20 protein-coding genes are annotated in these 25,064 nt (G+C 36.0%); 17 read left to right on the top strand and 3 right to left on the bottom strand.

All coding sequences use genetic code 11. From position 1 onward, the window contains the following. Positions 1 to 156 precede the first annotated feature (156 nt). On the bottom strand, positions 157 to 315 hold the full coding sequence (locus AAFQ93_RS03505) for a hypothetical protein (RefSeq protein ID WP_061863835.1): 159 nt from the start codon (positions 313 to 315) through the stop codon (positions 157 to 159). Positions 316 to 497: 182 nt separating this feature from the next. On the opposite strand from AAFQ93_RS03505, the gene glmS reads away from it, so the two are divergent. After that, positions 498 to 2,306, top strand: a complete 1,809-nt coding sequence (gene glmS / locus AAFQ93_RS03510; RefSeq protein ID WP_375555634.1) for a glutamine--fructose-6-phosphate transaminase (isomerizing) — start codon at positions 498 to 500, stop codon at positions 2,304 to 2,306. Positions 2,307 to 2,522: 216 nt separating this feature from the next. Here glmS and AAFQ93_RS03515 read toward each other — a convergent pair whose 3' ends face one another. Beyond that, positions 2,523 to 2,798, bottom strand: coding sequence for a hypothetical protein (locus tag AAFQ93_RS03515; RefSeq protein WP_045762826.1), 276 nt, complete (start codon positions 2,796 to 2,798; stop codon positions 2,523 to 2,525). A 175-nt stretch (positions 2,799 to 2,973) separates the two neighbouring features. Further along, positions 2,974 to 4,458, bottom strand: a complete 1,485-nt coding sequence (locus AAFQ93_RS03520) for a DUF1846 domain-containing protein (RefSeq protein ID WP_045762827.1) — start codon at positions 4,456 to 4,458, stop codon at positions 2,974 to 2,976. A 150-nt stretch (positions 4,459 to 4,608) separates the two neighbouring features. Here AAFQ93_RS03520 and AAFQ93_RS03525 point away from each other — a divergent pair, with 150 nt between their 5' ends. The 16 genes from AAFQ93_RS03525 to AAFQ93_RS03600 all read left to right on the top strand — a co-directional run bounded on the left by AAFQ93_RS03525 (position 4,609) and on the right by AAFQ93_RS03600 (position 25,039). Continuing rightward, a complete protein-coding gene (locus tag AAFQ93_RS03525; protein WP_375555636.1) occupies positions 4,609 to 6,219 on the top strand; it encodes an alpha-glucosidase in 1,611 nt (536 codons plus the stop codon). Positions 6,220 to 6,390: 171 nt separating this feature from the next. After that, positions 6,391 to 8,358 (top strand): peptide ABC transporter substrate-binding protein, encoded by a 1,968-nt coding sequence (locus AAFQ93_RS03530; RefSeq protein WP_223140540.1) that lies wholly within the window; start codon positions 6,391 to 6,393, stop codon positions 8,356 to 8,358. Between the two features lie 158 nt (positions 8,359 to 8,516). Then, positions 8,517 to 10,475, top strand: a complete 1,959-nt coding sequence (locus AAFQ93_RS03535; RefSeq protein ID WP_223140541.1) for a peptide ABC transporter substrate-binding protein — start codon at positions 8,517 to 8,519, stop codon at positions 10,473 to 10,475. Positions 10,476 to 10,874: 399 nt separating this feature from the next. After that, positions 10,875 to 12,320 (top strand): LCP family protein, encoded by a 1,446-nt coding sequence (locus AAFQ93_RS03540; RefSeq protein ID WP_375555638.1) that lies wholly within the window; start codon positions 10,875 to 10,877, stop codon positions 12,318 to 12,320. Position 12,321: 1 nt separating this feature from the next. Further along, entirely contained in the window at positions 12,322 to 13,053 is a 732-nt protein-coding gene (gene cps4B, locus AAFQ93_RS03545; protein WP_375555640.1) for a capsular polysaccharide biosynthesis protein Cps4B, read from the top strand. Positions 13,054 to 13,061: 8 nt separating this feature from the next. Further along, a complete protein-coding gene (locus AAFQ93_RS03550) occupies positions 13,062 to 13,754 on the top strand; it encodes a CspC family polysaccharide chain length determinant protein (protein ID WP_375555642.1) in 693 nt (230 codons plus the stop codon). Between the two features lie 10 nt (positions 13,755 to 13,764). Next, positions 13,765 to 14,448, top strand: coding sequence for a tyrosine-protein kinase (locus tag AAFQ93_RS03555; protein WP_223140545.1), 684 nt, complete (start codon positions 13,765 to 13,767; stop codon positions 14,446 to 14,448). Positions 14,449 to 14,469: 21 nt separating this feature from the next. Continuing rightward, positions 14,470 to 15,840: a sugar transferase gene (locus AAFQ93_RS03560; protein ID WP_375555644.1), complete on the top strand. Its 1,371-nt coding sequence runs from the start codon at positions 14,470 to 14,472 to the stop codon at positions 15,838 to 15,840. A gap of 3 nt (positions 15,841 to 15,843) precedes the next feature. Beyond that, a complete protein-coding gene (locus AAFQ93_RS03565; protein ID WP_223140547.1) occupies positions 15,844 to 16,587 on the top strand; it encodes a WecB/TagA/CpsF family glycosyltransferase in 744 nt (247 codons plus the stop codon). Further along, positions 16,584 to 17,408, top strand: coding sequence for a LicD family protein (locus tag AAFQ93_RS03570; protein WP_223140548.1), 825 nt, complete (start codon positions 16,584 to 16,586; stop codon positions 17,406 to 17,408). The genes AAFQ93_RS03565 and AAFQ93_RS03570 overlap by 4 nt, the downstream gene beginning before the upstream one ends. 1 nt (position 17,409) lies before the next feature. Continuing rightward, the gene (locus AAFQ93_RS03575; protein WP_049530530.1) at positions 17,410 to 18,291 is read left to right on the top strand and encodes a glycosyltransferase; all 882 of its coding nucleotides are present in this window, start codon (positions 17,410 to 17,412) and stop codon (positions 18,289 to 18,291) included. Between the two features lie 9 nt (positions 18,292 to 18,300). Continuing rightward, positions 18,301 to 19,398, top strand: coding sequence for a glycosyltransferase (locus AAFQ93_RS03580; RefSeq protein WP_375555645.1), 1,098 nt, complete (start codon positions 18,301 to 18,303; stop codon positions 19,396 to 19,398). An 18-nt stretch (positions 19,399 to 19,416) separates the two neighbouring features. Continuing rightward, positions 19,417 to 20,661 carry a polymerase gene (locus AAFQ93_RS03585; protein ID WP_223140549.1) on the top strand — a complete coding sequence of 415 codons (1,245 nt, stop codon included), beginning with the start codon at positions 19,417 to 19,419 and terminating at the stop codon, positions 20,659 to 20,661. 7 nt (positions 20,662 to 20,668) lie between these two features. Further along, positions 20,669 to 21,571: a glycosyltransferase family 2 protein gene (locus AAFQ93_RS03590; protein ID WP_223140550.1), complete on the top strand. Its 903-nt coding sequence runs from the start codon at positions 20,669 to 20,671 to the stop codon at positions 21,569 to 21,571. A 98-nt stretch (positions 21,572 to 21,669) separates the two neighbouring features. Beyond that, complete coding sequence (locus AAFQ93_RS03595; protein ID WP_223140551.1) at positions 21,670 to 23,604, top strand: HAD-IA family hydrolase; 1,935 nt, start codon at positions 21,670 to 21,672, stop codon at positions 23,602 to 23,604. Next, positions 23,594 to 25,039 carry a flippase gene (locus AAFQ93_RS03600; protein WP_223140552.1) on the top strand — a complete coding sequence of 482 codons (1,446 nt, stop codon included), beginning with the start codon at positions 23,594 to 23,596 and terminating at the stop codon, positions 25,037 to 25,039. Before AAFQ93_RS03595 ends, AAFQ93_RS03600 begins: the two co-directional genes overlap by 11 nt. Positions 25,040 to 25,064: the final 25 nt, after the last annotated feature.

Here is a 25,064-nt window from a genome sequence, read left to right on the forward strand (position 1 = left end):
TTAGGAAGGGATTTTATACTGGGTTCATCAAAAAGAAACGAGGACTCTCACATGACAATGACGATTAAAGTAAATTATAAAAAAACCTTTCAAGAAGTAGTAAAGGCAGACAAGCTTGCTACAAAATAGTAGTTATTAAGGGCGATAGAGCCCTTTTTAAATACTTGCTTTATACTCTTCAAAAATCTCTTCAAACCACGTCAGCTTCGCCTTGCCGTATGTGTGGTTACTGACTTCGTCAGTTTCATCTACAACCTCAAAGCAGTGCTTTGAGCAACCTGTGGCTAGCTTTCTAGTTTGCTCTTTGATTTTCATTGAGTATTAGGCGAAATATGATAGATTTTTAGTAGATAGAATCTGCAGAATCACGCTATACCAATTTTTATTCTTGACAAGGAAAAGAAACAAGTATATACTGTTTTTGCTGATTCTGTAAAGCGAGAATTAGACTATACCAATTTAAGGGGAAAGCACAGCTTGTCTGTGTCGTATATACTATGTGTGGAATTGTTGGTGTTGTTGGAAACACAAATGCAACTGATATTTTGATTCAAGGGCTTGAAAAGCTCGAATACCGTGGTTATGATTCTGCGGGAATTTTTGTCCTAGGTGGTGCTGAAAACCATTTGGTGAAGGCTGTTGGTCGTATTGCAGAATTGTCTGCTAAAACTGCTGGCGTTGAGGGGACAACTGGTATTGGACATACTCGTTGGGCCACTCACGGTAAACCAACAGAAGACAATGCTCACCCACATCGCTCTGAGACAGGACGTTTTGTCTTGGTCCACAATGGGGTGATTGAAAATTACCTTGAAATCAAGGAAGACTACCTTGCAGGACACCACTTCAAGGGACAAACAGATACAGAAATCGCTGTACACTTGATTGGAAAATTTGTTGAAGAAGACGGCATGTCAGTACTTGAAGCCTTCAAAAAAGCTCTTCACATCATCCGTGGTTCTTATGCCTTTGCCTTGGTTGACTCACAAGATCCTGAAGTTATCTATGTGGCTAAGAATAAATCACCACTTTTGATTGGTCTTGGAGATGGTTACAATATGGTCTGCTCAGATGCTATGGCTATGATTCGTGAAACTAACCAATATATGGAGATCCATGACCAAGAGTTGGTTATCGTGAAAGCTGATAGCGTTGAAGTGCAAGACTATGATGGCAACAGTCGTGAGCGTGCTAGCTACACTGCAGAGCTCGACTTGTCAGATATCGGTAAGGGAACTTACCCTTACTACATGCTTAAAGAAATCGATGAGCAACCAACAGTGATGCGTAAGTTGATCCAAGCCTATACAGATGAGGCTGGTCAAGTAGTGGTGGACCCTGCTATCATCAAGGCTGTTCAAGACTCAGACCGCATCTACATTCTAGCAGCTGGGACTTCTTACCACGCAGGATTTGCTTCTAAGAAAATGTTGGAAGAATTGACAGATACGCCAGTTGAACTTGGTATCTCATCTGAGTGGGGCTACGGTATGCCACTACTCAGCAAGAAACCACTCTTCATCTTTATCAGCCAATCTGGTGAAACAGCTGATAGCCGTCAGGTTTTGGTCAAGGCCAATGAAATGGGAATTCCAAGCTTGACAGTGACAAATGTGCCAGGATCAACTCTGTCACGTGAAGCCAACCATACTATGTTGCTTCACGCAGGTCCTGAAATTGCCGTTGCTTCAACCAAGGCATATACTGCGCAAATCGCAGCTCTTGCCTTCCTTGCGAAAGCGGTCGGTGAAGCAAATGGCAATGAAAAAGCCAAAGCTTTCGATTTGGTTCACGAATTGTCTATCGTGGCTCAGTCTATCGAATCAACTCTCTCAGAAAAAGAATTGATTGATAGCAAGGTTCGTGATCTTCTTGAAACAACACGTAACGCCTTTTATATCGGACGTGGTCAAGATTACTATGTAGCCATGGAAGCCAGTCTCAAACTCAAAGAGATTTCTTATATCCAATGTGAAGGTTTTGCGGCTGGAGAGCTCAAGCACGGAACTATTGCTTTGATTGAAGAAGGAACGCCTGTATTGGCCCTCTTGTCAGATCCGGTTCTTGCTAATCACACTCGCGGAAATATCCAAGAAGTGGCAGCGCGTGGCGCTAAGGTCCTCACTATCGCAGAAGAAAATGTTGCCAAAGATACAGACGACATCGTTCTTACGACCGTACACCCTTACCTCTCACCAATCTCAATGGTCGTACCAACACAATTGGTCGCTTACTTTGCAACTCTACACCGTGGACTTGATGTGGACAAACCACGTAACCTTGCTAAGTCAGTAACGGTAGAATAAACCCAAAGTTTAAATCATAAGCAAAAGTGAACAAAATAGTTTTCTGGAAATCAGAATGCTATCTTGTTCACTTTTTTGTATACTTAATGAAAATCAATGACCAAACTAGTTCTCTTGTGTAGATGTCTCCAAGCATCGCTTTGAGGTTCTAGATAAGAGTGACGAAGTCAGTCTGATTACACCAATTTGATATTGTAGAGAAAACGGATCAAGACCTCAGCCAAGGTAGTTCAAGTCAAGATTGAAGAGGATTGATTCATACTCTTCGAAAATCTCTTCAAACCGCGTCAACGTCGCCTTGCCGTAGGTATGGTTACTGACTTCGTCAGTTCTATCCACAACTTCAAAACAGTGCTTTGAGCTGACTTCGTCAGTTCTATCCACAACCTCAAAACAGTGTTTTGAGCTGACTTCGTCAGTTTCATCTACAACCTCAAAGCAGTGCTTTGAGCAACCTGCGGCTAGTTTCCTAGTTTGCTCTTTGATTTTCATTGAGTATCACTCCTTTTAAGGATTCATTAGAAATAAATCTAAAATTAAATGTTATCCCAGTTTCTATGAAAATGAGAATTCTTTTTGAAAGATATGCTTGTGGAAGACTTGCAAGATATAAAAAACTCCAAGAGCTGGATGATAAGTATCCAATTCTTAGAGAGTTTGTCATGCTTTATTTGCGATACAAACGATCGTATTGGTAGTAAGGATCAAAGGTTACGTTGATTCCTAGTTTACGAAGAACGTTTTTATCTTCATCTGTCAGGATGATTGTAGAATGAGCTTCGCTACCCTTGAGATTTCCTAGCTCCTTCATGGCGCGGTCAGCATCAGGATTCTGCATAGCTGTGATTGCAAGTGCGATAAGGATTTCATTTGAGTGGAGTCGGGGATTGCGGCTACCCAAGTGATTGATTTTCAAACCTTGGATTGGTTTCACCACTTCTGGTTCGATTAATTTTGTTTCAGCATCGATGTTAGCTGATTTCTTGATTGCATTGATCAAAGCAGCGGCTGTTGGACCAAAGAGTTCTGAGTTCTTACCAGTAACGATTTCACCAGAAGGTAATTCAAGAGCGAGAGCAGGTCCGCCTGTTTCTTCTGCTTTTTGACGTGCGGCAACAGCAACCTTTCTATCAGCGGGTGTGATACCTAGGTCATTCATGAGAAGCTCAATTTTCTTAACGGCAGTTTCACCGACTTTTTCAGCCTTGAAATCAAGAACAGTTTGATAGTAGCGACGGATAATTTCCTGTTTAGATGCTTCAATGGCAGCGTCGTTATCAGTGATTGCAAAACCAACCATATTAACACCCATGTCAGTTGGAGATGCATAAGGAGACTCACCCAAGATACGTTCCAGCATACGCTTAAGAACAGGGAAAATTTCAATGTCGCGGTTGTAGTTGACTGTGGTTTCTCCATAAGTTTGGAGATGGAATGGGTCAATCATGTTGACATCATCTAGGTCTGCTGTAGCAGCTTCATAAGCCAAGTTGACTGGGTGATGAAGTGGGAGATTCCAAACTGGGAAGGTTTCAAATTTTGCATAACCAGACTTGATACCATTGATTTGGTCGTGGTACATGTTAGACATACAAGTTGCCAACTTACCTGAACCAGGCCCAGGAGCAGTCACGACAATCAAGTTACGACTAGTTTTGATATAGTCGTTTTTCCCCATACCTTCAGGAGAAATGATGTGATCCATATCTGTCGGATACCCCTTGATAGGGTAGTGGAGATAAGAGTCGATACCATTTTTCTCTAATTGATTACGGAAGGCATCAGCTGCCGGTTGGCCTGCATATTGAGTGATGACGACTGAACCAACAAAGATACCGAGTTCATTGAATTTATCGATCAAACGAAGCACTTCTTGGTCATAAGAAATGCCCAAGTCTCCACGAGCTTTTGAGTGCTCGATATTGCTAGCGTTAATAGCGATAACAACCTCTACTTGCTCCTTCAATTCTTGTAAGAGTTTGATTTTGTTATCTGGTTCATATCCAGGAAGGACACGAGCAGCGTGGAAATCTTCTAACATTTTGCCACCAAACTCCAAGTAGAGTTTGCCGTCAAATTGGTTGATGCGCTCCAAGATATGGTCGCGTTGTAGATTTAAGTATTGTTCAGAACTAAAAGCTTGTTTTTTCATTTTTTTACCTCTGATCTCTATTATATAAAAAAAATGGAAGATAAGAAACAACGGAGGTTCGAAATAAGGAAAAAGATTAAAGCAAACGCTTGCATAAAATTAAGAAAAGGTCTATGATGGAATAAAGTGAATGTTAAAAGGGGAAAAAAGATGCAAGAAAAATGGTGGCACAATGCCGTTGTTTATCAGGTCTATCCAAAAAGTTTTAAGGATAGCAATGGAGATGGGATTGGTGATTTACCTGGAATTACCAGTAAGCTAGACTATCTAGCTAAGTTAGGGATCACAGCGATCTGGCTTTCTCCAGTCTATGATAGCCCCATGGATGACAATGGTTATGATATTGCCAATTATCAAGATATCGCGGCTATCTTTGGAACCATGGAAGATATGGATGAGCTGATTGCTGAGGCTAAAAAACGAGATATCCGAATCATTATGGATTTGGTGGTCAATCATACATCAGATGAGCATGCTTGGTTTATCGAAGCTTGTGAAAATCCTGATAGTCCTGAGCGAGACTACTATATCTGGCGTGATGAACCTAACGAATTGGAGTCAATTTTCAGTGGTTCTGCCTGGCAATATGACGAAAAGGCTGGTCAATATTATCTGCACTTTTTCAGTAAGAAACAACCAGACCTTAACTGGGAAAATGAAGAACTACGCCAAAAAATCTATGAAATGATGAATTTCTGGATTGATAAAGGGATCGGTGGATTTCGTATGGACGTTATTGACATGATTGGGAAGATACCTGATCAGAAGATTGTCAACAATGGTCCTATGCTCCATCCTTATCTCAAGGAAATGAATCAGGCTACTTTCGGCGACAAAGAGCTCTTGACAGTAGGGGAGACATGGGGAGCGACACCAGAAATCGCAAAACTCTATTCAGATCCAAAAGGACAAGAACTGTCTATGGTCTTCCAGTTTGAACATATCTGTCTTCAGTATCAGGAAGGACAACCTAAGTGGCAGTACCAAAAAGAGCTAAATGTTGGGAAATTAAAAAAGATTTTCAACAAATGGCAGACAGAATTAGGAGTTGAGGACGGCTGGAATTCGCTCTTCTGGAACAACCATGACCTCCCTCGTATCGTCTCAATCTGGGGAAATGACCGAGAATACCGCGAAAAATCTGCTAAAGCGTATGCAATCTTGCTTCATCTCATGAGAGGGACTCCTTATATTTACCAAGGGGAGGAGATTGGGATGACCAATTTCCCATTTGAAAACTTGGAGCAAGTAGAAGATATTGAATCCCTCAACTATGCGCGTGAAGCCCTTGAAAAAGGTGTTTCAATGGAAACAATCATGGATAGCATTCGTGTGATTGGACGTGACAATGCGCGTACTCCAATGCAGTGGGATGAGACAAAAAATGCTGGTTTCTCAGACGGACAACCTTGGTTGGCTGTTAATCCAAACTACGAAGCAATCAACGTTCAGGAAGCACTGGCAAACCCGGATTCTATTTTCTATACTTATCAAAAATTGGTAAACATTCGTAAGGGAAATAGCTGGTTGGTGAGAGCTGATTTTGAACTCCTTGAAACGGCTGAAAAAGTCTTTGCATACATCCGCAAAGATGGCGACCGTCGATTCCTAGTTGTGGCAAACTTGTCCAACCAAAAGCAAGAGTTCGCAGTTGAAGAATCAGTCAAGTCTATCTTGATTGAAAACACCTCAGTAGAAAAAGCTATGACTACACAGACCTTGGCTCCTTGGGATGCCTTCTGTGTTGAATTAACAAATTAAACCCATAAAAACTCAAGTGTCCAAAGATGCTTGAGCTTTTTTCTAAAATAAGTGTAAAAACTTCTTTAATAAATATTAGTTTGAATTTTCTAAAAAAATACCTTGAAACCCTTGCTTTTATATAAAAATAGGGTATAATGGTGAAAAATAGTATTTTAAAGGAGAATACCGATGAAATCGAAAAAGTGGCTCGCAGTAGCAGGGATAACGATGAGCGCAGCTCTTCTTTTGACAGCTTGTGGCAAGACTGAGAAAAAAGCAGATGCTCCAACAACATTTTCGTATGTATATGCCATTGATCCAACAACATTGGACTATAGTGTTACTAGTAAAAGTTCAACATCAGACGTCATTGCCAACTTGGTCGACGGACTCTTGGAAAATGACAAATATGGGAACTTGATTCCATCGCTTGCTGAAGACTGGTCTGTTTCACAGGACGGTTTGACCTACACCTACAAGCTACGTAAAGGTGTCAAATGGTATACTTCAGAAGGAGAAGAGTATGCTGAAGTAAAGGCCCAAGACTTTGTGACAGGTTTGAAGCATGCTGCAGATGGTAAATCAGATGGCCTAACTCTTATCCAAGACTCTATCAAAGGTTTGGCAGAGTATGTCAGCGGTGAAACAAATGACTTCTCAACAGTTGGAGTTAAAGCAATTGACGACTACACTGTTCAATACACCTTGAACCAACCAGAAAGCTTCTGGAATTCTAAGGTGACAACAGCGACTATGCTCCCTGTTAATGAAGAATTCTTAAATTCTCAAGGAAAAGATTACGGTGCGGCAGCTCCTTCAGGTATTCTCTACAATGGTCCGTATATTTTGAAAAACTTCACTTCAAAATCCGTGATCGAGTACGAAAAGAACCCAAATTATTGGGACAAAGACAATGTTAAAATTGACCACGTCAAACTTACTTTCTACGATGGATCTGACCAAGAATCATTGATTCGTAGTTTCTCATCAGGAGCCTATACAACAGCTCGTCTCTTCCCAACTAGCTCAAGCTTTGATTCAACTAAGAAAGAATACGGCGATAAGATCGTTTATAGTCCGCAAGAAGCGACAAGCTATTACTTTACTTTCAACGTAAATCGTCAGTCTTACAATAAAACAGCTAAGACAGATGAAGCCCAAAAAACATCAACTAAAGAAGCGCTTCTCAATAAAAACTTCCGTCAAGCTATCAACTTCGCTCTTGACCGTCATGCTTACTCTGCACAGATGAATGGCGAAGAAGGTGCAGACAAGATTATCCGTACTAGCCTTGTGCCTTATGACTATGTTCAAGTTGGTGAAAAGACCTTCGGTGAATTGGCTCAAGAACAATTGGTAACATACGGAGACCAGTGGAAGGATGTAGCTTTGACAGATGGTAAAGATACCCTTTACAATCCAACAAAAGCAAAAGCTGCTTTTGAAAAAGCAAAATCAGAATTGCAAGCTAAAGGTGTAACCTTCCCAATCCATTTGGATATTCCAGTTGAGCAGACTGATGTCATTGCTGTACAGCAAACCAACTCTCTCAAACAGTCTGTCGAAGCAGCACTTGGAAGTGAAAATGTTGTCATCGATGTACTTCAAATGACTGACAATGAGAAAATGAGCATTACATCTCAAGCTAAAGTTCCTTCTCAAAAAGACTATGACTTGAACGGAACTGGTTGGGGGCCAGACTATCAAGACCCAGCAACCTACCTCAATATCTTAGATGCTAAGAAGGGTTCTGCTCTTAAACACTTGGGTATCACAAAAGGTAAAGATTCAGAAGTTATGGCTCAAGTTGGACTTGATGAGTACAAGAAACTCTTGGATGATGCAGCATCAGAAACAAGCGATCTTAACAAACGCTATGAAAAATATGCCAAAGCACAAGCTTGGGTTTCAGATAGCTCACTTCTTATCCCTGTAGCTTCTTCAGGTGGTTCTCCGACAGTTAGCCGTACAGTGCCATTCACAAAAGCTTACTCTCAAGTTGGTATTAAGGGAGATCCATTTGTATTTAAAGGTTTAGAATTGCAAAACGATATTGTAACAGCTAAAGAATACGAAGAAGCTCTCAAGAAATGGCAAAAAGAGAAAATTGAAACAAATGCCAAATACCAAAAAGAACTAGCAAATCACGTTAAATAGTCTTTTGTAATGAATAAAGAAATCCTGTTTTGAAGCGGGATTTCTTTATTTTTTGATTTTCAATGAGAGGTCAAATCAGTATATAACTTTACTTTTTGGACAAAATTTGTTAAAATATAACCATGTTACAAAACCTAACATACGAGGAGAAATAAAACATGAAACTTAAAAAACGTTTGATTGGAGCGGGGTTGACACTTGCTGCTGCGGTCCTATTGACAGCATGTGGCCAGTCAGCATCAGACGGCAAGACATACTCGTCTACCTTTGGTGCAGATCCAACAACCTTCAACTATCTCTTGGACTACGCTGGTGATAACACTGCTATTGTAACCAACTTGATTGATGGTTTGCTTGAAAATGATAACTACGGAAACCTCATTCCTGCCCTTGCAGAAGATTGGAGTGTTTCTAAGGATGGTTTAACTTATACCTACAAACTTCGCCAAGATGCCAAGTGGTTTACAGCTGACGGTGAAGAATACGCTCCCCTTAAAGCACAAGACTTTGTAACTGGTATCAAGTATGCTGCTGACAACAAGGGACAAGCTTTGGACTTGATTCAGAACTCTATCAAGGGCTTGGATGATTATGTAACAGGTGCAAATACTGACTTCTCAAATGTTGGTGTCAAAGCCTTAGATGACTATACTGTCCAATATACCTTGACTCGTCCAGAGCCATTCTGGAACTCAAAAACAACCAACAGTATCTTATTCCCTGTAAACGAAGAATTCCTTGCTTCTAAAGGTAAAGACTTCGGAACCCTGAAACCAGATAGCATTCTTTATAGCGGACCATATTTGTTAAAAGATTTTACATCTAAGTCTTCTATCGAATATGTGAAAAACCCACATTACTATGACCAAGAAAAAGTAACGATTGAAAAGGTAAAATTGGCCTACTTTGATGGTTCAGACCAAGACTTGACAATTCGTAACTTTGAAAGTGGTGCTTACTCATCTGCAGGTGTTTATCCAAATAGCTCAAACTTTGCTAAGACAAAGGAAAAATACAAGGACAATATCGTTTATAGCTTGCAAGATGCAACATCTTGGTACTATAACTTTAACGTTAATCGTGGTGCTTATAGCCATACTGCAAAAACAAGCGATGAACAAAAACAAGCAACTCAAGCTGCAGTTTTGAATAAAAACTTCCGTCAGGCAATTAACTTCGCCATTGATCGTACAGCCTACTCAGCTCAATCAAATGGTGAAGAAGCAGCTAAGAACACCCTTCGTAACTCGCTTGTACCACCAACTTTCGTACAAGTTGGAGACAAGACTTTTGGTGAAACAGTTGCTTCAAAATTGGTCAACTATGGTACACAATGGTCGAATATGAATCTTGAAGATGCTCAAGACGGTTATTTCAATAAAGAAAAAGCACAAGCCAAGTTTGCTGAAGCTAAAAAAGAATTAGAAGCCCAAGGTGTGAGCTTCCCAATTCATTTGGACTTGCCTGTAGACCAGGTTAACAAGACCTTGCTTTCTGGAACAAACTCAATCAAACAATCAATTGAATCAACACTTGGTTCTGAAAATGTAGTGGTTGACGTTATCCAATTATCGACGGATGATTATACAAACGCAACAGTTCAAGCACCAACTCCTGCAGATCACGACTATGATTTGAATTTGGATGGATGGTCAGCTGACTATCAAGATCCTTCAACTTACCTCAATCCTTTCAACGCTGAAGATGGATTCTATCTCAAGATTTTGGGACTTGATCCAAGCAAGGATGCAAATAAGATTACTAGTCTAGGTTTGGACCAATTTACTCAAAAATTAAAAACAGCAGATGCAGAAAATACAGATGTAGCTAAGCGCTATGAAAACTATGCAGACGCACAAGCTTGGTTGATTGATAGTTCCCTTCTAATCCCAGTTGTGTCAAACGGTGGTGGTGCTTCAGTGACTCGTGTGACACCATTTACACGCGCTTACTCACTAGTTGGTATCAAAGGAACTGGAAGTAACTACAAGTACATGAGATTGCAGACAGATGTTGTTACAAGCTCTCAATTTGCTGAAGCGAAGGCTAAATGGGAACAAGAACGTAAAAATTCTGTCGAAAAGAGTCAAAAAGACTTTGAAAGTCACGTGAAATAAGTATAAGAAGAGGTTGGGACAAACATCCCAGCCTTACTTTTTATTAGCGATAAGTTTTCGATGTGACAGCTGGTTGGATTTTTTTGTTAATTTTTTGGATTCTAGAAATCTTTTTTGGGGGAAAATCTTGTATTCCTTACTTACAATATTTGATAACCCAGTCGATTGTTAAAACATCGTAGATTTGGAACTAGGAAGTCGAGGTTTGATTTAACAGTTTATAACCCCGTCTTTTTTAGATTAGATACCTCTTTCAAGCGACATTTTAGCCATTTTATCATTGGAATTTACTATTCATGTTTTTAAGGTGAATAAAAACGGTTACTTAACATGTGTTGATGGTATCCAGCAATACTTTGTGATATAATGAAAATGAAAAATACTTTGTAGAGGTGTAAGTTGAGTAGACATTCAAAAGGAAGCAAAACGAGCAAGTTTCAGCAAAGTTTCAATATTATTTTGTTGTTTCTATATATAGTGCTTACTTGTTTTTTGCTGTTTTTAATATTCAGATATCATATCTTAGCCGTTAGTTATTTCAATCTTATTCTAGCAGCTATTATGGTGTTCATTGCGCTAGTAGCTTTATTTTTAATATCAAATAGAAAAGCTAAGAAGTTGACTTTAATCATGCTCTTGCTATCTATTGTAGCTAGTTCACTAGCCTTGGTTGGAGTTCATCAGTTCGTTAGTTTGGCTAATCATTTAAATGCAACATCTAACTATTCTAGTTACTCCATCAGTGTTGCAGTTTTGGCGGATAGTGAGATTGGTAATGTGTCCCAACTATCCAGTGTGACAGCTCCGACAAAAACAGATGCGGAGAATATCAAAAAATTGCTTGATGATATTAAGACAAGTCAGAATAAAGACATAAAGGTTGAGGATAGTTCTTCGTATCTTGCGGCTTATAAGAGTCTCTTAGCTGGAGAGACCAAGGCAATTGTTTTGAATAGTGTCTTTGAAAATCTGATTGAACAAGAGTATCCAGATCATGCCAAAAAGATCAAGAAGATTTATACCAAAGAACTAACCAAAACTGTTGAGGCACCTAAGTCTTCTCAAAACAAGGCTTTTAATATCTATATTAGTGGGATTGACACATACGGACCGATTAGCTCCGTTTCTCGTTCGGATGTCAATATCATCATGACGGTTAATCAAGAAACCAAGAAAATTCTCTTGACAACAACGCCTAGGGATGCTTATGTGCCCATAGCTGATGGAGGCAATAACCAAAATGATAAATTGACCCATGCAGGTATTTATGGTGTGGATGCTTCGATTCATACTTTGGAAAATCTTTATGGAATTGACCTAAATTACTATGCACGACTCAACTTCACTTCCTTCTTGAAATTAATTGATCTCTTAGGTGGTGTCGATGTTAATAATGACCAAGAATTCACCTCGCTTCATGGTAATTACCATTTTCCTGTTGGAAATGTTCATCTAGACTCTGAGCAGGCCCTAGGCTTTGTACGCGAGCGGTATTCATTAGCAAATGGCGATGGAGACCGTGGGCGCAATCAACAGAAAGTCATTTCTGCAATTGTCCAGAAACTAACTTCGGCAGAAGCATTGAAAAATTTTGATGATATTATGCAAAGTTTACAGGATTCTGTCCAAACCAATATGCCTCCTGAAACAATGGTTAGTTTAGTGAACGCCCAACTAGTAAGTGGAGGGAAATATACTGTCATCACTCGAGATCTAAAGGGAACTGGTCGTATGGATCTTCCTTCCTATGCCATGCCTGACAGCAGCCTTTATATGTTAGAGGTAGATCCAAATAGCTTAGAGACACTCAAAACAGAAATTAAAGATATCATGGAAGGAAAATAAGATGATTGACATCCATTCACACATAGTTTTTGATGTAGATGATGGTCCTAAGGATAAGGCAGAAAGCATAGCGCTTCTGAAGGAAGCCTATGCTCAAGGAGTCCGTATCATCGTTTCGACTTCCCATCGTCGGAAGGGGATGTTTGAAACACCAGAAGAGGACATTGCAAGAAATTTTAAAGTTGTCAAGGAATTGGCTAAAGAAATTGCTCCCGACTTAACCATCTTGTATGGAGCAGAAATCTATTACAGCAGTGATGCTTTAAACAAATTAGAGAATCAACAGATTCCTCAATTAAATGGCACTCGCTATGCCTTGATAGAATTTAGTATGAATACCCCTTATCGTGAAATCCATAGCGCATTGACCAATATTTTGATGTTGGGAATAACCCCTGTTATTGCCCATATAGAACGTTATGATGCTTTGGAAAATAATGAAAAAAGGGTGCACGACCTCATCAACATGGGATGTTATACCCAGGTCAATAGTTCAAGTGTCCTCAAACCAAAACTGTTTGGCGACACCTATAAATTCATGAAAAAGCGTGCTCGCTATTTTTTGGAGAGGGACTTGGTTCATATAGTTGCTAGTGATATGCATAATCTAGAGAGTCGTCCACCTTATATGCGAGAGGCTTATGAGATAGTGAGTAAAAGGTATGGCCAAGATAAGGCTCGGGAACTATTCGTGAAAAATCCCGAAAAAGTCATTAAAGATCAAATAATATAGGAGTTAAAATGAAAGAACAAGATACTATTGAAATCAACGTTATTCAGTTATTAAAGGCGCTATGGAAAAAGAAACTGCTAATCCTTCTTGTAGCCATCGTAGCAGGAGCTGCTTCCTTTGCGTATAGTAGTTTTGTGGTCAAACCTGAGTATAGAAGTACAACGCGAATCTATGTGGTTAATCGAAATCAAAACGATAAATCAGGACTAACAAATCAGGACTTACAAGCAGGGGCCTACTTGGTCAAGGACTATCGTGAAATCATTCTATCCCAAGATGTCCTAGAGAAAGTAGTTGCTGATCTTGGCTTGAACGTTAATGCAAAAGCATTGGCTAAAAAGGTTCAAGTAACGGTCCCTGCAGATACACGTATCGTATCTATTTCAGTTAGTGATCATAAACCTGACGAAGCTAGTCGTATTGCAAATGCACTGCGAGACGTTGCAGCACAAAAAATTATCGCAGTTACTCGAGTTTCGGACGTAACGACTCTGGAGGAGGCCCGTCCAGCTACTGGTCCGTCATCACCAAATATCCGTCGCAATACCTTAATGGGAATCGGTGCTGGTGCAGGCTTGGTGATTGTCGTGGTTCTATTGGTTGAACTTCTAGACGACCGTGTTAAACGTCCAGAAGATATCGAAGACGTTATGAAAATCTCACTCCTTGGAGTCATTCCAGACCTGGATAAATTAAAGTAAGGGAGAACATATGGTAAAGTTAGAATTAGCACAACAAAAACTGAACTCTTTAAAAAAGGCGGAAGAGTATTACAATGCTTTACGTACAAATATACAACTGAGTGGGAATAACTTAAAGGTTATTGCAGTTACATCGGTCGATCCGAGTGAAGGAAAATCTACAACTTCTACAAATATCGCTTGGGCTTTTGCGCGTGCAGGCTACAAAACGCTATTGATTGATGCCGACATCCGAAATTCAGTCATGTCTGGAGTATTCAAGTCAAGAGAAAAAATCACTGGTTTGACAGATTATCTAGCTGGGACTCAGGACTTGTCACATGGTCTCTGTGAAACAGACGTTGAAAATTTATTTGTAGTTCAATCAGGAGCAGTTTCACCGAATCCAACAGCTCTCTTACAAAGCGCTAACTTTGAAAGAATGATTGAGACTTTACGCAAATATTTTGATTATATCATCGTTGATACTGCCCCTATAGGGGTTGTAATTGATGCAGCCATTATTGTCCAAAAATGTGATGCATCCGTTTTAGTAGCAGAAGCTGGTGTAGCAAAACGAAGAGAAGTGCAAAAAGCTAAAAGTCAGTTAGAACACACTGGAAAACCATTTCTAGGTGTAGTTTTGAATAAATTTGATGTTCAACGTGAAAAATATGGTTCTTATGGTGGCTATGGCAATTATGAAAAAAGATAAAATGAAGTTAGGGAGTCCAGTATGGAAGGAAGGGGTTTCTACAATGTAACTCTGGCATTCTTACAGAGTATACTTGTTAGTGTATTAGCTTATATACTGATTGCAATTTCAGAAACTGATATTGTTCCAAATACAGTATTCGTCTTATTTTTTCTTCACTTTGCAGCCTTCTACATTAGTGATTATGGTAAAGATTTTTTCAAACGAGGCCAGTATGTTGAGTTAGTAGAAACGATTAAATACATCCTCTTTTATGCCTTGTTGATTAGTTTTTCAAGTTTCTTCTTAAAAGAAAAATTTGTGATTTCTAGACGAGGGATGCTCTATTTACTTTCTTTGTATGGTGTTTTGAATTATCTCCTCTGTTTCTTTTTGAAGCGTTATTGGAAAACCTTTAACCATAATTTGAAGAGCAGTCGTAATATTTTGTTGATCACAGCGACATCACGTACTGAAAAAGTGTTGGACCGTTTGTTAACCGCTAACGATGTTCAAGGGAAACTGGTTGCAGTCAGTGTTTTAGACATGCCAGACTTTACTCATGAAAAGGTGACGGTTGTTCCGAGGGAACAGTTGATCTCTTATGCAACGCACGAGGTAGTGGATGAAGTCTTTGTCAATCTTCCAAGTGAAGACTACGACATTGGAGCCATTATTTCTCAGTTTGAAACCATGGGAATCGCTGTCACAGTCAATCTCAATGCTTTCGACAAAAACTTAGGTCGTGATAAACAAATCCATGAGATGGCGGGCTTGAACGTAGTGACATTTTCTACAAATTTTTACAATCCGAGCCATGTGATTGCTAAACGCATCCTTGACATTTGTGGTGCTATCGTTGGGTTGATCCTTTGTGGAATTGCTAGTCTATTTCTAGTTCCCATGATTCGTAAAGATGGCGGACCTGCAATCTTTTCACAAACTCGTGTCGGAAAAAATGGTCGTCACTTTACCTTTTATAAATTCCGCTCGATGCGAGTCGATGCAGAAGCTATCAAGGAGCAGTTGATGGATCAAAATACCATGCAAGGTGGTATGTTTAAAATCGATAACGATCCTCGAGTGACTAAGATCGGACAATTTATCCGAAAAACCAGCCTGGATGAATTACCACAATTTTGGAATGTTTTAATTGGAGACATGAGTCTGGTCGGTACACGCCCACCAACTGTAGATGAGTACGAAAAATACACACCTGAACAAAAACGTCGTCTCAGTTTCAAACCTGGTATTACAGGTCTGTGGCAAATTAGTGGTCGAAGTGAAATTACAAACTTCGATGAAGTCGTGAAACTGGATGTGGCTTATATCGATGATTGGACCATCTGGAAAGATTTTGAAATATTGCTAAAAACTGTAAAAGTTGTATTGATGAGAGATGGAGCGAAGTAAGGGATGACAAATAGAATCAAAGTTTTAGGTATTAACATTGATCCTCTTACGATGAGGGAAACAGTGGATGCTGTTGAACGATACGTACTGGGGAAAAGAGCATTACACTTAATGGGAGTTAATGCTGATAAAATTAATCAGTGCCATACAGATGAGAAAATCAAAAAAATTGTTAATGACTCAGGAATCATAAATGCCGACGGCGCTTCCGTTGTTCTTGCAAGTAAGTTTTTAGGAACACCTGTTCCTGAACGAGTAGCAGGGATTGATTTGATGCAATCTCTTTTAGAGTTATCGAATAATAAAGGATATTCAGTATACTTTTTTGGAGCAAAAGAAGAGGTTTTGCAAGATATGCTCAAAGCATTTAAGAATGATTATCCTAATTTGATAGTTGTTGGATACAGAAATGGTTATTTTTCTGCAGATGATGAGCAAGATATTCAAGAAGATATTCGTGAAAAGAACCCTGATTTTGTGTTTGTTGGCATTACGTCTCCTAAAAAAGAATATATTATTCAAAAATTTATGGATAACGGTGTCAATTCGGTATTTATGGGAGTTGGTGGTAGTTTTGATGTCTTGTCTGGTCATATCCAACGAGCACCTCTATGGATGCAAAAGTCAAACCTTGAGTGGTTGTTTCGTGTAGCAAATGAGCCTAAACGCCTCTTTAAGCGTTATTTTGTAGGGAATGTTTCATTCATAGGAAAAGTTTTAAAAGCAAAAAGAGGTGTAAAATATTGAACCAAACAGAAATGGTAAAATTGATTCAGCAAGTTGAATTAGATGCTATAAAAGAGTTTCAAAAAATTTGTAAAGAGAATAATATAGACTTTTTCCTCCGTGGAGGTAGTGTACTTGGGGCAGTCAAATACGATGGCTTTATTCCATGGGATGACGATATGGATATCGCAGTACCTCGTGAAGGCTACGATAGACTTCCGGAAATTTTTAAGGATAGAATTATCGCAGGCAAATATCAGGTTCTTGCTTATCAATATTGCGACACTTTGCATTGCTACTTTCCTCGCCTATTCCTTTTGGAAAATGAAAGAAAACGTTTGGGCTTGCCACGAAATACAAATTTAGGATTGCATTTGATTGATATCATTCCTTTGGACGGTGCCCCAAATCATTCGTTTTTAAGAAAGCTTTACTTTGGTAAAGTATACTGGTATCGTTTTTTAGCAAGTTTAGGAACAACCTATGTTGGCGACCATGTGGATATGCATTCCGCTAAGCAAAAACTAATTATTGGTTTCTTTAAAAAACTAGGATTTGCAAAACTATTTCCTCAAAATTCTGTATACAGACGTTTAGATAATCTCTATAAAAAGTATGATTGGAAAAAGCAGCAGTATGCTGGGACTATCAATGCTTCTTTATTTGCTAAAGAAGTTATGCCGGTAGAGATTTGGGGAGAAGGAGTAGATAAGCCTTTTGAGGATACCTTTTTTAAAGTTCCAACGGAGTATGACCGCTACCTTAAAAGACTTTACGGAGAAAACTATCTTCACGAAGAGCCTAGTGATGATGAAAAGAAATCGCATTTAGGAGGACACTAATTTGTTTTGTTATATTATTTTGCATTACAAAGTCTTAGAAGAAACTATTTCTTGTGTTAAATCTATAAAAGAAGGCAATTCTAATGCAAAGCAAATCGTTATTATTGATAATTTCTCTAATAATGGTACTGGTGAAAAACTACAAGAGCTTTATGAATCAGATTCAGAAATTGATGTTTTGATTAACCATGAAAATGCTGGTTTTGCTCGTGGAAATAATGTAGCTTATCAATTTGCTAAGGAAAAGTATAACCCCGATTTCATGGTTATCATGAATAACGATATTGAGATAGAAACAGAAGATTTTGAAAAAATCGTGACAGATATCTATAGTGAGGAGAAATTCCATTTGCTCGGGCCAGATATCTTCTCGACTACTTACCAACTTCACCAAAACCCAAAACGGTTGACACATTATACTTATGAAGAAGTTAAAGCTCTAAATGAAAAATTTAAAAAAGGGAGCCAAGTTAGTCTTGCTTTAAAAATCAAATGTTGGTTGAAAGCTAGTAAAGCTCTTCGAACAGCAATCTATCAAAATAGACGTAAAAAAGGATCAGTAGACTATAGAAAACAGGTAGAAAATCCAATTCTTCATGGTTCGTTTATTGTATATTCGAGAGATTTTATCGAAAAAGAGGAGTATGCTTTTAACCCTAACACCTTCTTCTATTATGAAACAGAGATATTAGATTATGAAGCTGAATTAAAAGGATACAAGAGAATTTACACACCGAAGATTAAGGTATTGCACCATCAAAATGTTGCAACTAATCAGGTTTATACAAACTTAGTAGAAAAAACTTTGTTTTCAAACAAATGCAACTTTGAATCCACTAGTTATTTTTTAACTTTAATGGAGAAAAATAAAATTAGTCGGTAATTATTAAAAATGAATAAAAAAATGATGAAAAAAATTTTATATGTGACAAATGTTGATTGGAATTGGATAAAACAGCGTCCACAATTTATTGCAGAAAGCTTATCTAATTTTTATGAGATACTAGTTCTGTATCGCTATTGGTATAATAGAAAAGGATTGACTGAGGATAGAAATACTAACATTACAAATATATCACGTATTTATGCCTTACCTTTTGTTAATAGATCACCTAAACTAAAGCAACTGAATGATAAAATTGTTGCTTGGAATATTCGAAGAAAAGTTAAGGCTTTTAAACCAGAATATGTATATTTGACAAATCCAATGCAGTTTGCATCTCTTGTAGACAATTCAGAACAAAAAATAATATATGATTGTATGGATTATCATGTGGCTTTTATAGAAGATAGAGAAGAACGCCAGCGATTAAAGGATTTAGAAGAGAAACTGGTCAATAGAGCTAATTTAATCTTAGTTTCGAGTGAGAAATTAAGAGAAAATATTATTTCTGATTATAACTTGGAAGAACAGGTTGATAAAATAGTGGTGGTTAGAAATGGTTATAATGGTAAAATCTTAAGCATTCCTACTCAGCATAAAAAGAATAACCAAAAGCTTGTACTTGCATATGTTGGAACTATCAGTCATTGGTTTGATTTTGATATCATTTTACGAAGTTTAGAAGATTTTGATAATATTGAATATAAGTTGATTGGTCCGATTAGCAAAGCTGTTATTCCTGAACATGATAGAATTCATTATTTAGGAAGTGTACCACACGAGAAGATTTATCAGTATATTGAGAATGCAGATGTTCTTATTATGCCGTTTCAAATTAATGATATTGTTGAAGCAGTGGATCCGGTTAAGTTATATGAATATATTAACTTTAGCAAAAATATACTTACGGTATGTTATAAGGAAATTCTGAGATTTGAACCATTTGTATACATGTATTCAAATTATTCAGATTACCAAATGAATCTGGTGCAATTGATTGAAAATAATAATTTGAAATATGACAGTATAGCTAGAGAAGATTTTTTGAAAAGTAATACTTGGGAAAAAAGAGCGGAGATGATTCATCAGCTGATTAATCAGTTGTAATTTTTTGTGGAGAGATGAATGAAGAGACAGAAGTTTGAATTTATAGAGATTCTATACTATTTTACAGTGATGCTATCAGTGGGAATGTTTCTTATGTTTTCCCTCAACTTATATTGGCACAGAAACTTATTAACTATTTTATCTATTGCACTCTTATTTTTAATGATTCCTATACTGATTGTTAATGCTAAAAGAATTTCTAAATCAGCTTTTATCTATGGTACTTTTTTATCTATATGTATTATATACGAGATATCAAGAGCTAAAACTCTTTATAATTATAGTGTGAGTAATATTTTTTTGGCATCCCGACAATATATATGGATTTTTCTATTTTTTGTATTGATTTACCTTTTTAAGAACAAACAAGAAAACATGAGAAAAATTTTAGATAATACACTCAATATTTTTATGTTTTCTCTTGGGATTAGAGCATTCACATGGTTTTTATATACAGTATTTCAATTTGAACTATTTCCATCTATTTTAAGAGAATTCGGAGATTTGTGGTATCGAAATGAATTTTCTGTACGAATAGATGGAACACCATTAATTATAATAGGTTTGTTAATCTCCACTTTTTTCTATTTTAAATTTGGAAATAGGAAATACTTTTATTATTTATTCTCGATATTAATGTATATAACATTTGTAAATCAGACAAGGATGCTACTGGTTTCTGTTTTGATTTCAATTTTTCTCATGTTTGTATATTCTAGAAGAACTTCTAGATTGCTCACCTCTTTAAGTTTTATAACTGTAATTATAGTATTCGTTTATGGAGGTGGATTGGATTATATTAAAGCATATTTAAATATCGACACTGGATCATTTGATATGGGGTTAGGATTTAGATACTGGGAGTTGAAATACTATCTTGGTTTATTAGCTAATGATGTATGGAAACTTGGGGTTGGAATTCTAACATCAAGCAACATAAATAGTAATTTTATTTTGGCTGGGCCAGGTGCCGTTAAGATGTATCTAGATGATTTAGGTTTTTTAGAGTTATTCGTTCAATTTGGTGTGGCTGCAATTTTTATGTATGGTTATATATTTTATAAGATAATTAATTTAATTCTAAGAATGTCAAATGATAAATATAGAGTTGACCGAGCCTTTTTTATTGCACTCTTAACTAATTTAATAATTACTTCAATTTCTTTAAATATCTTTGGAGCGCAGAGAAGTTTCTCATTGGCAATTGTTCTTGCATTAATATTCTACTATGACTATAGGCTAAAAAATGACATAGAAAATTAGGTGTATAATGGATAAAGTATGTATAGTTATTCTCAATTATAATAATTATGAAGATACGATTGAATGTGTACAAAGTTTGAGAAGTACTATAAATTCAAATGAGTATGACATCGTGATTGTAGATAATAATTCGGTTAATGATAGTGTCAAAGAGTTATCTAGGGCGCTATCCCCTATTAAGATTATTACTAGTTTAGAAAATAGAGGATATGCGAATGGAAACAATATTGGAATAAAGTATGCTGAGGATAATGGATATGATTACATTTGTATATTAAACAACGATACACTAATTGAAGTTGATTTTTTGGAATCGTGTAAACGAGAACTAGAAGATGATTCCTCTGTTGCTTTTGTTAGTCCAGTGTTAGTTGAATATAAAAATAATAACTTGGTACAATCTACAGGTGGTGATATTTTTATTAATAGAGGAATTGTAACTTTAAAAAATCATGGTGCTCAGAGAGACAAACTTCCTTCTAAAATCGAAAGTGACTATATTGGGGGAGCATGTTTGATGTTTAAAACCTCTATCTTGAAAATTATTGGATATATACCTGAAAGCTATTTTCTATTTTATGAAGAAACAGAATGGTGTTATAGAGCTAAAAAATTAGGCTATAAGAATATATGTCTTACTCAAAGTTATGTTTATCATAAAGGTTCGGTCTCTATAAAAGCGGTCAATGGACTTCAAGAATATTTAATGGCGAGAAATAGAGTTGTATTTGTTCGTAGAAATGTAAATAGTAAACTAAGGTATACTGTTTTCTTGATCTATTTATTCATGCAACAACTTTATCATTGTTTCTCGAGAAGGGATTGTTCTAAAAGAAAGTATAAATCATATTTAGATGGTGTGTTTAATAGAATTGATCCATCCTACCCATTTATTTTCATAAACGAATGAGTTACTGCTTATAACTGTAGATGTACCAAGATAATTAGATTAAATAAGCAAATAGAGTGGTCATTATAGGATCATAATTTTAAATAGTTAGGTGAAACATGGAAGTGTTTGATATATCTCAAATAAAAACAAAAATAGTTGCATTTGATTTTTTTGATACTGTTGTACATAGGAATTGTCATCCTGAGCAAACTTTGTATCAGTGGGCTAAGGAAATGGCTTTGGAGCTGAATTTTGATGTATCTCCTGCAATATTATACCAGATTAGAAAAAGTGTCGAAAACAATAAAGAGTTAGGCACTGAAGAAATGTGTTATACAGATCTTTTGTCTGGAATATACGATAAAATTAAAGATAAGATAAAAATTTTATCAAAAGAAGAGTTTATTCATAGAGCTAAAACTCTAGAGTTGAAAATTGAATTACAACATATTTACTTGGATTCGAAAATTCAAGAAGTTTTAAAAAGATTGAAAAGTGATTCAAAACAGATTATTTTAGTTTCTGATTTTTATACTGATAAAGAATTAATAGAAACTGTATTAAAAAAGTTTGAAATTTTGGATTATTTCTCTTCTATCTATATTTCGAGTGAGAAAGCTTGCCGTAAATCCACAGGAAATTTATATAAGTTAATTTTAAAAGAATTAGGCTTAAAACCTATAGAAATTACCATGATAGGAGATAATTATAAATCTGATTATGAAGTGCCACGTTCTCTAGGATTAAATGCTATTTATAGACAATACATAGATAAAAATACAACAGTAGCAGAGAAAGAGTTGGTAAGACTCTATAATCAAATTTTATTTTCTAACAGTAAAAAAGCACCGTTTAATATTTTTTTAGCTGACATCGTATTCTTTATTTCGAAATTGCATAAAAAGATGATTCAAGATGATGTTCAAATAGCACTCTTTTGCTCAAGAGAAGGACAGTTATTGAAAAGACTTTTTGATATATATCAAGATACTTTTTTTGAGAAAAATCAAAAGATTTGTACAGAATATTTTTATGTTTCTAGACGATCGACATTATATTCTTCTTTTACTTCTTTAGAGGATGAAGAATTTGAGATGATTTTTCGCCAATATAAAAAAATTACATTACAAAATTTCTTGTTAAATTTAAACTTTTCTGATAATGAAATCATATTGATTTGTCAAGATTTAAAAGAGAAACCAACATATGTATTAACAGTAGACGATCATTTATTAGAGAAACTAAAAAAACATCCTCAGTTCATTACGAAGTTCAATAAAGAGAAAAAAGACAGTCAATTACTACGTGATTATATAGAACGTTTAACTAAAAACCAAAATGAAGTATATTTAGTCGATGTGGGTTGGAAAGGAACGATACAAGATAGTATCAAAAAGGCTCTTCCAGATAAGAGAATAGTAGGTTATTATCTAGGATTGATGCTTAATGTTTACTCAGTAGAAAATAAAACGGATAAAACTGGTTTATTATTTTCTGATTATCCAAATAAATCGGAATTTTATGATATTGTGAGTAGAAATTTTGAATTTTATGAAGATATTTTTGTAGCAGATCATGGTCCAGTTTTGAAATATAAAAAAGATAGTGAAATTATTCCTATTCTTGAAGATGATAAGAAACATGTGAGTATTTATCAGGCAGTTAAAGATTATCAAGAAGAGTTAGTATTTGGGTTTTCAGAAATTTTGGAAGCTTATAAGAAAATGAAGTTTCTCCCTTTTGAACAAAAAAATCTATGGCTAATGATGTCGCTAAAAAAAGAATGTATTTATATACCTAAGTTACAATCATTTTCTGAATCTTTAAAAGAAAAAGTTGTTGAAAATTTTGGTGAGATAGTAACTCTTAAGACTACGAAAAAATCTTTAAAAACATTATTAAGAGAGAAAAGCGATCTACTTTGGGTTGATTTCGTTTATAGATTGTTTGGTGGTGTCAATTTCCTATTTATTCCAGAATTATATACAAGAGTTATATTTTTATTGAAATATTTAGATTTGAAATTGAGGTTGAAAAATTATGGGGAATAAATCCATAAAGTTGAATGCATTATTAAATATTGTCCTGACGCTATCAAATATCATCTTCCCATTAATCACTTTTCCTTATATATCTAGAATATTGAATCCAACTGGTATAGGTTTAACTTCATTTTTTAGTTCAATAGGGAATTATGGTATTTTACTTGCTTCTCTGGGAATTTCAACTTATGGTATCAAAGCAGTAGCAAGTGTTAGAGATGATAGAGACAAGTTGTCAAAGGTAGTGCAGGAGTTAATGATTATAAACGTTGCTATGTCTATAATAACAACTGCAATACTATTATTTTTGACTATATTTATAACACAATTGAATAAAGAATTTTCACTCTTATTGCTCACATGTGGGACAATTTTATCTTCTCCTTTTGCCTTAAATTGGTTGTATAGTGGAATGGAAGAATATACTTATATTACTACCCGGTCAGTAGTGTTTAAAATTCTATCATTAATATTGATTTTTCTACTTGTGAAAAGGCCAGAGGATTATATTGTTTTTGCTAGTATTTCATTGTTTTCTTCTCTAAGTTCAAATATCTTAAATCTATGGCATAGCCGACATTTCATTAATATTAAATTATATAAAAATTTACAATTTAAACATCATTTTAAACCAATGTGGTATTTATTTGCATCATTACTTGCGGTAAATATTTATACTAATTTAGATACAGTTATGCTCGGTTTTATTAATGGTAATGAGGCTGTGGGATACTATTCTGTGGCATCAAAGGTTAAGTGGATTTTGCTTTCTCTTATTACATCTATTAGTGCAGTTTTACTACCGAGACTTTCATTTTATATTAGTAAAAATGACACCTCGAATTTTAGAAAAATATTAAAGGAGTCATCTGCGGTTATATTTTTTATTGCGATTCCATTGATGGTATTCTTTATTGTAGAGGCAAAAGATAGTATCTTATTACTAGGAGGAAGTCAGTATCTTCCTGCGACTTTAGCCATGCAAATACTTATGCCAATTTTACTTATTTCTGGTTTCTCGAATATTACAGGAAATCAAATATTGATTCCAATGAATAGAGAAAAATATTTTATGGTTGCAGTAACGATTGGTGCTGTGATTAATCTTATTTTGAATCTACTGTTAATGCCTAAGTTTGGAATTATTGGTGCTTCTGTCGCAACTCTTTTTGCGGAATTGTCGCAGATGATGGTACAACTACATTTTTCAAAAGAATATTTAGTATCAAATATATCGATAAAGAGTTTGGTTAATGTGATAATTGCAACAGTTGTTTCTACAATACCACTAATCATTTTGAATCAGCTGATAACGATAACTATACCATTTTATTCTCTAATGCTAGCAGGTGTTGCTTTCTTTTCATTATATTTAGTAATTCTGCTTTTATTAAAGGAGGAAGTGACGATTCAATTATTTTCTCTTATTGCAAAGAAGAAGTAAATTGGTCAGAAATTGAAATGTATAA

This window comes from Streptococcus nidrosiense, assembly GCF_042140045.1.
Taxonomy (GTDB): domain Bacteria; phylum Bacillota; class Bacilli; order Lactobacillales; family Streptococcaceae; genus Streptococcus; species Streptococcus nidrosiense.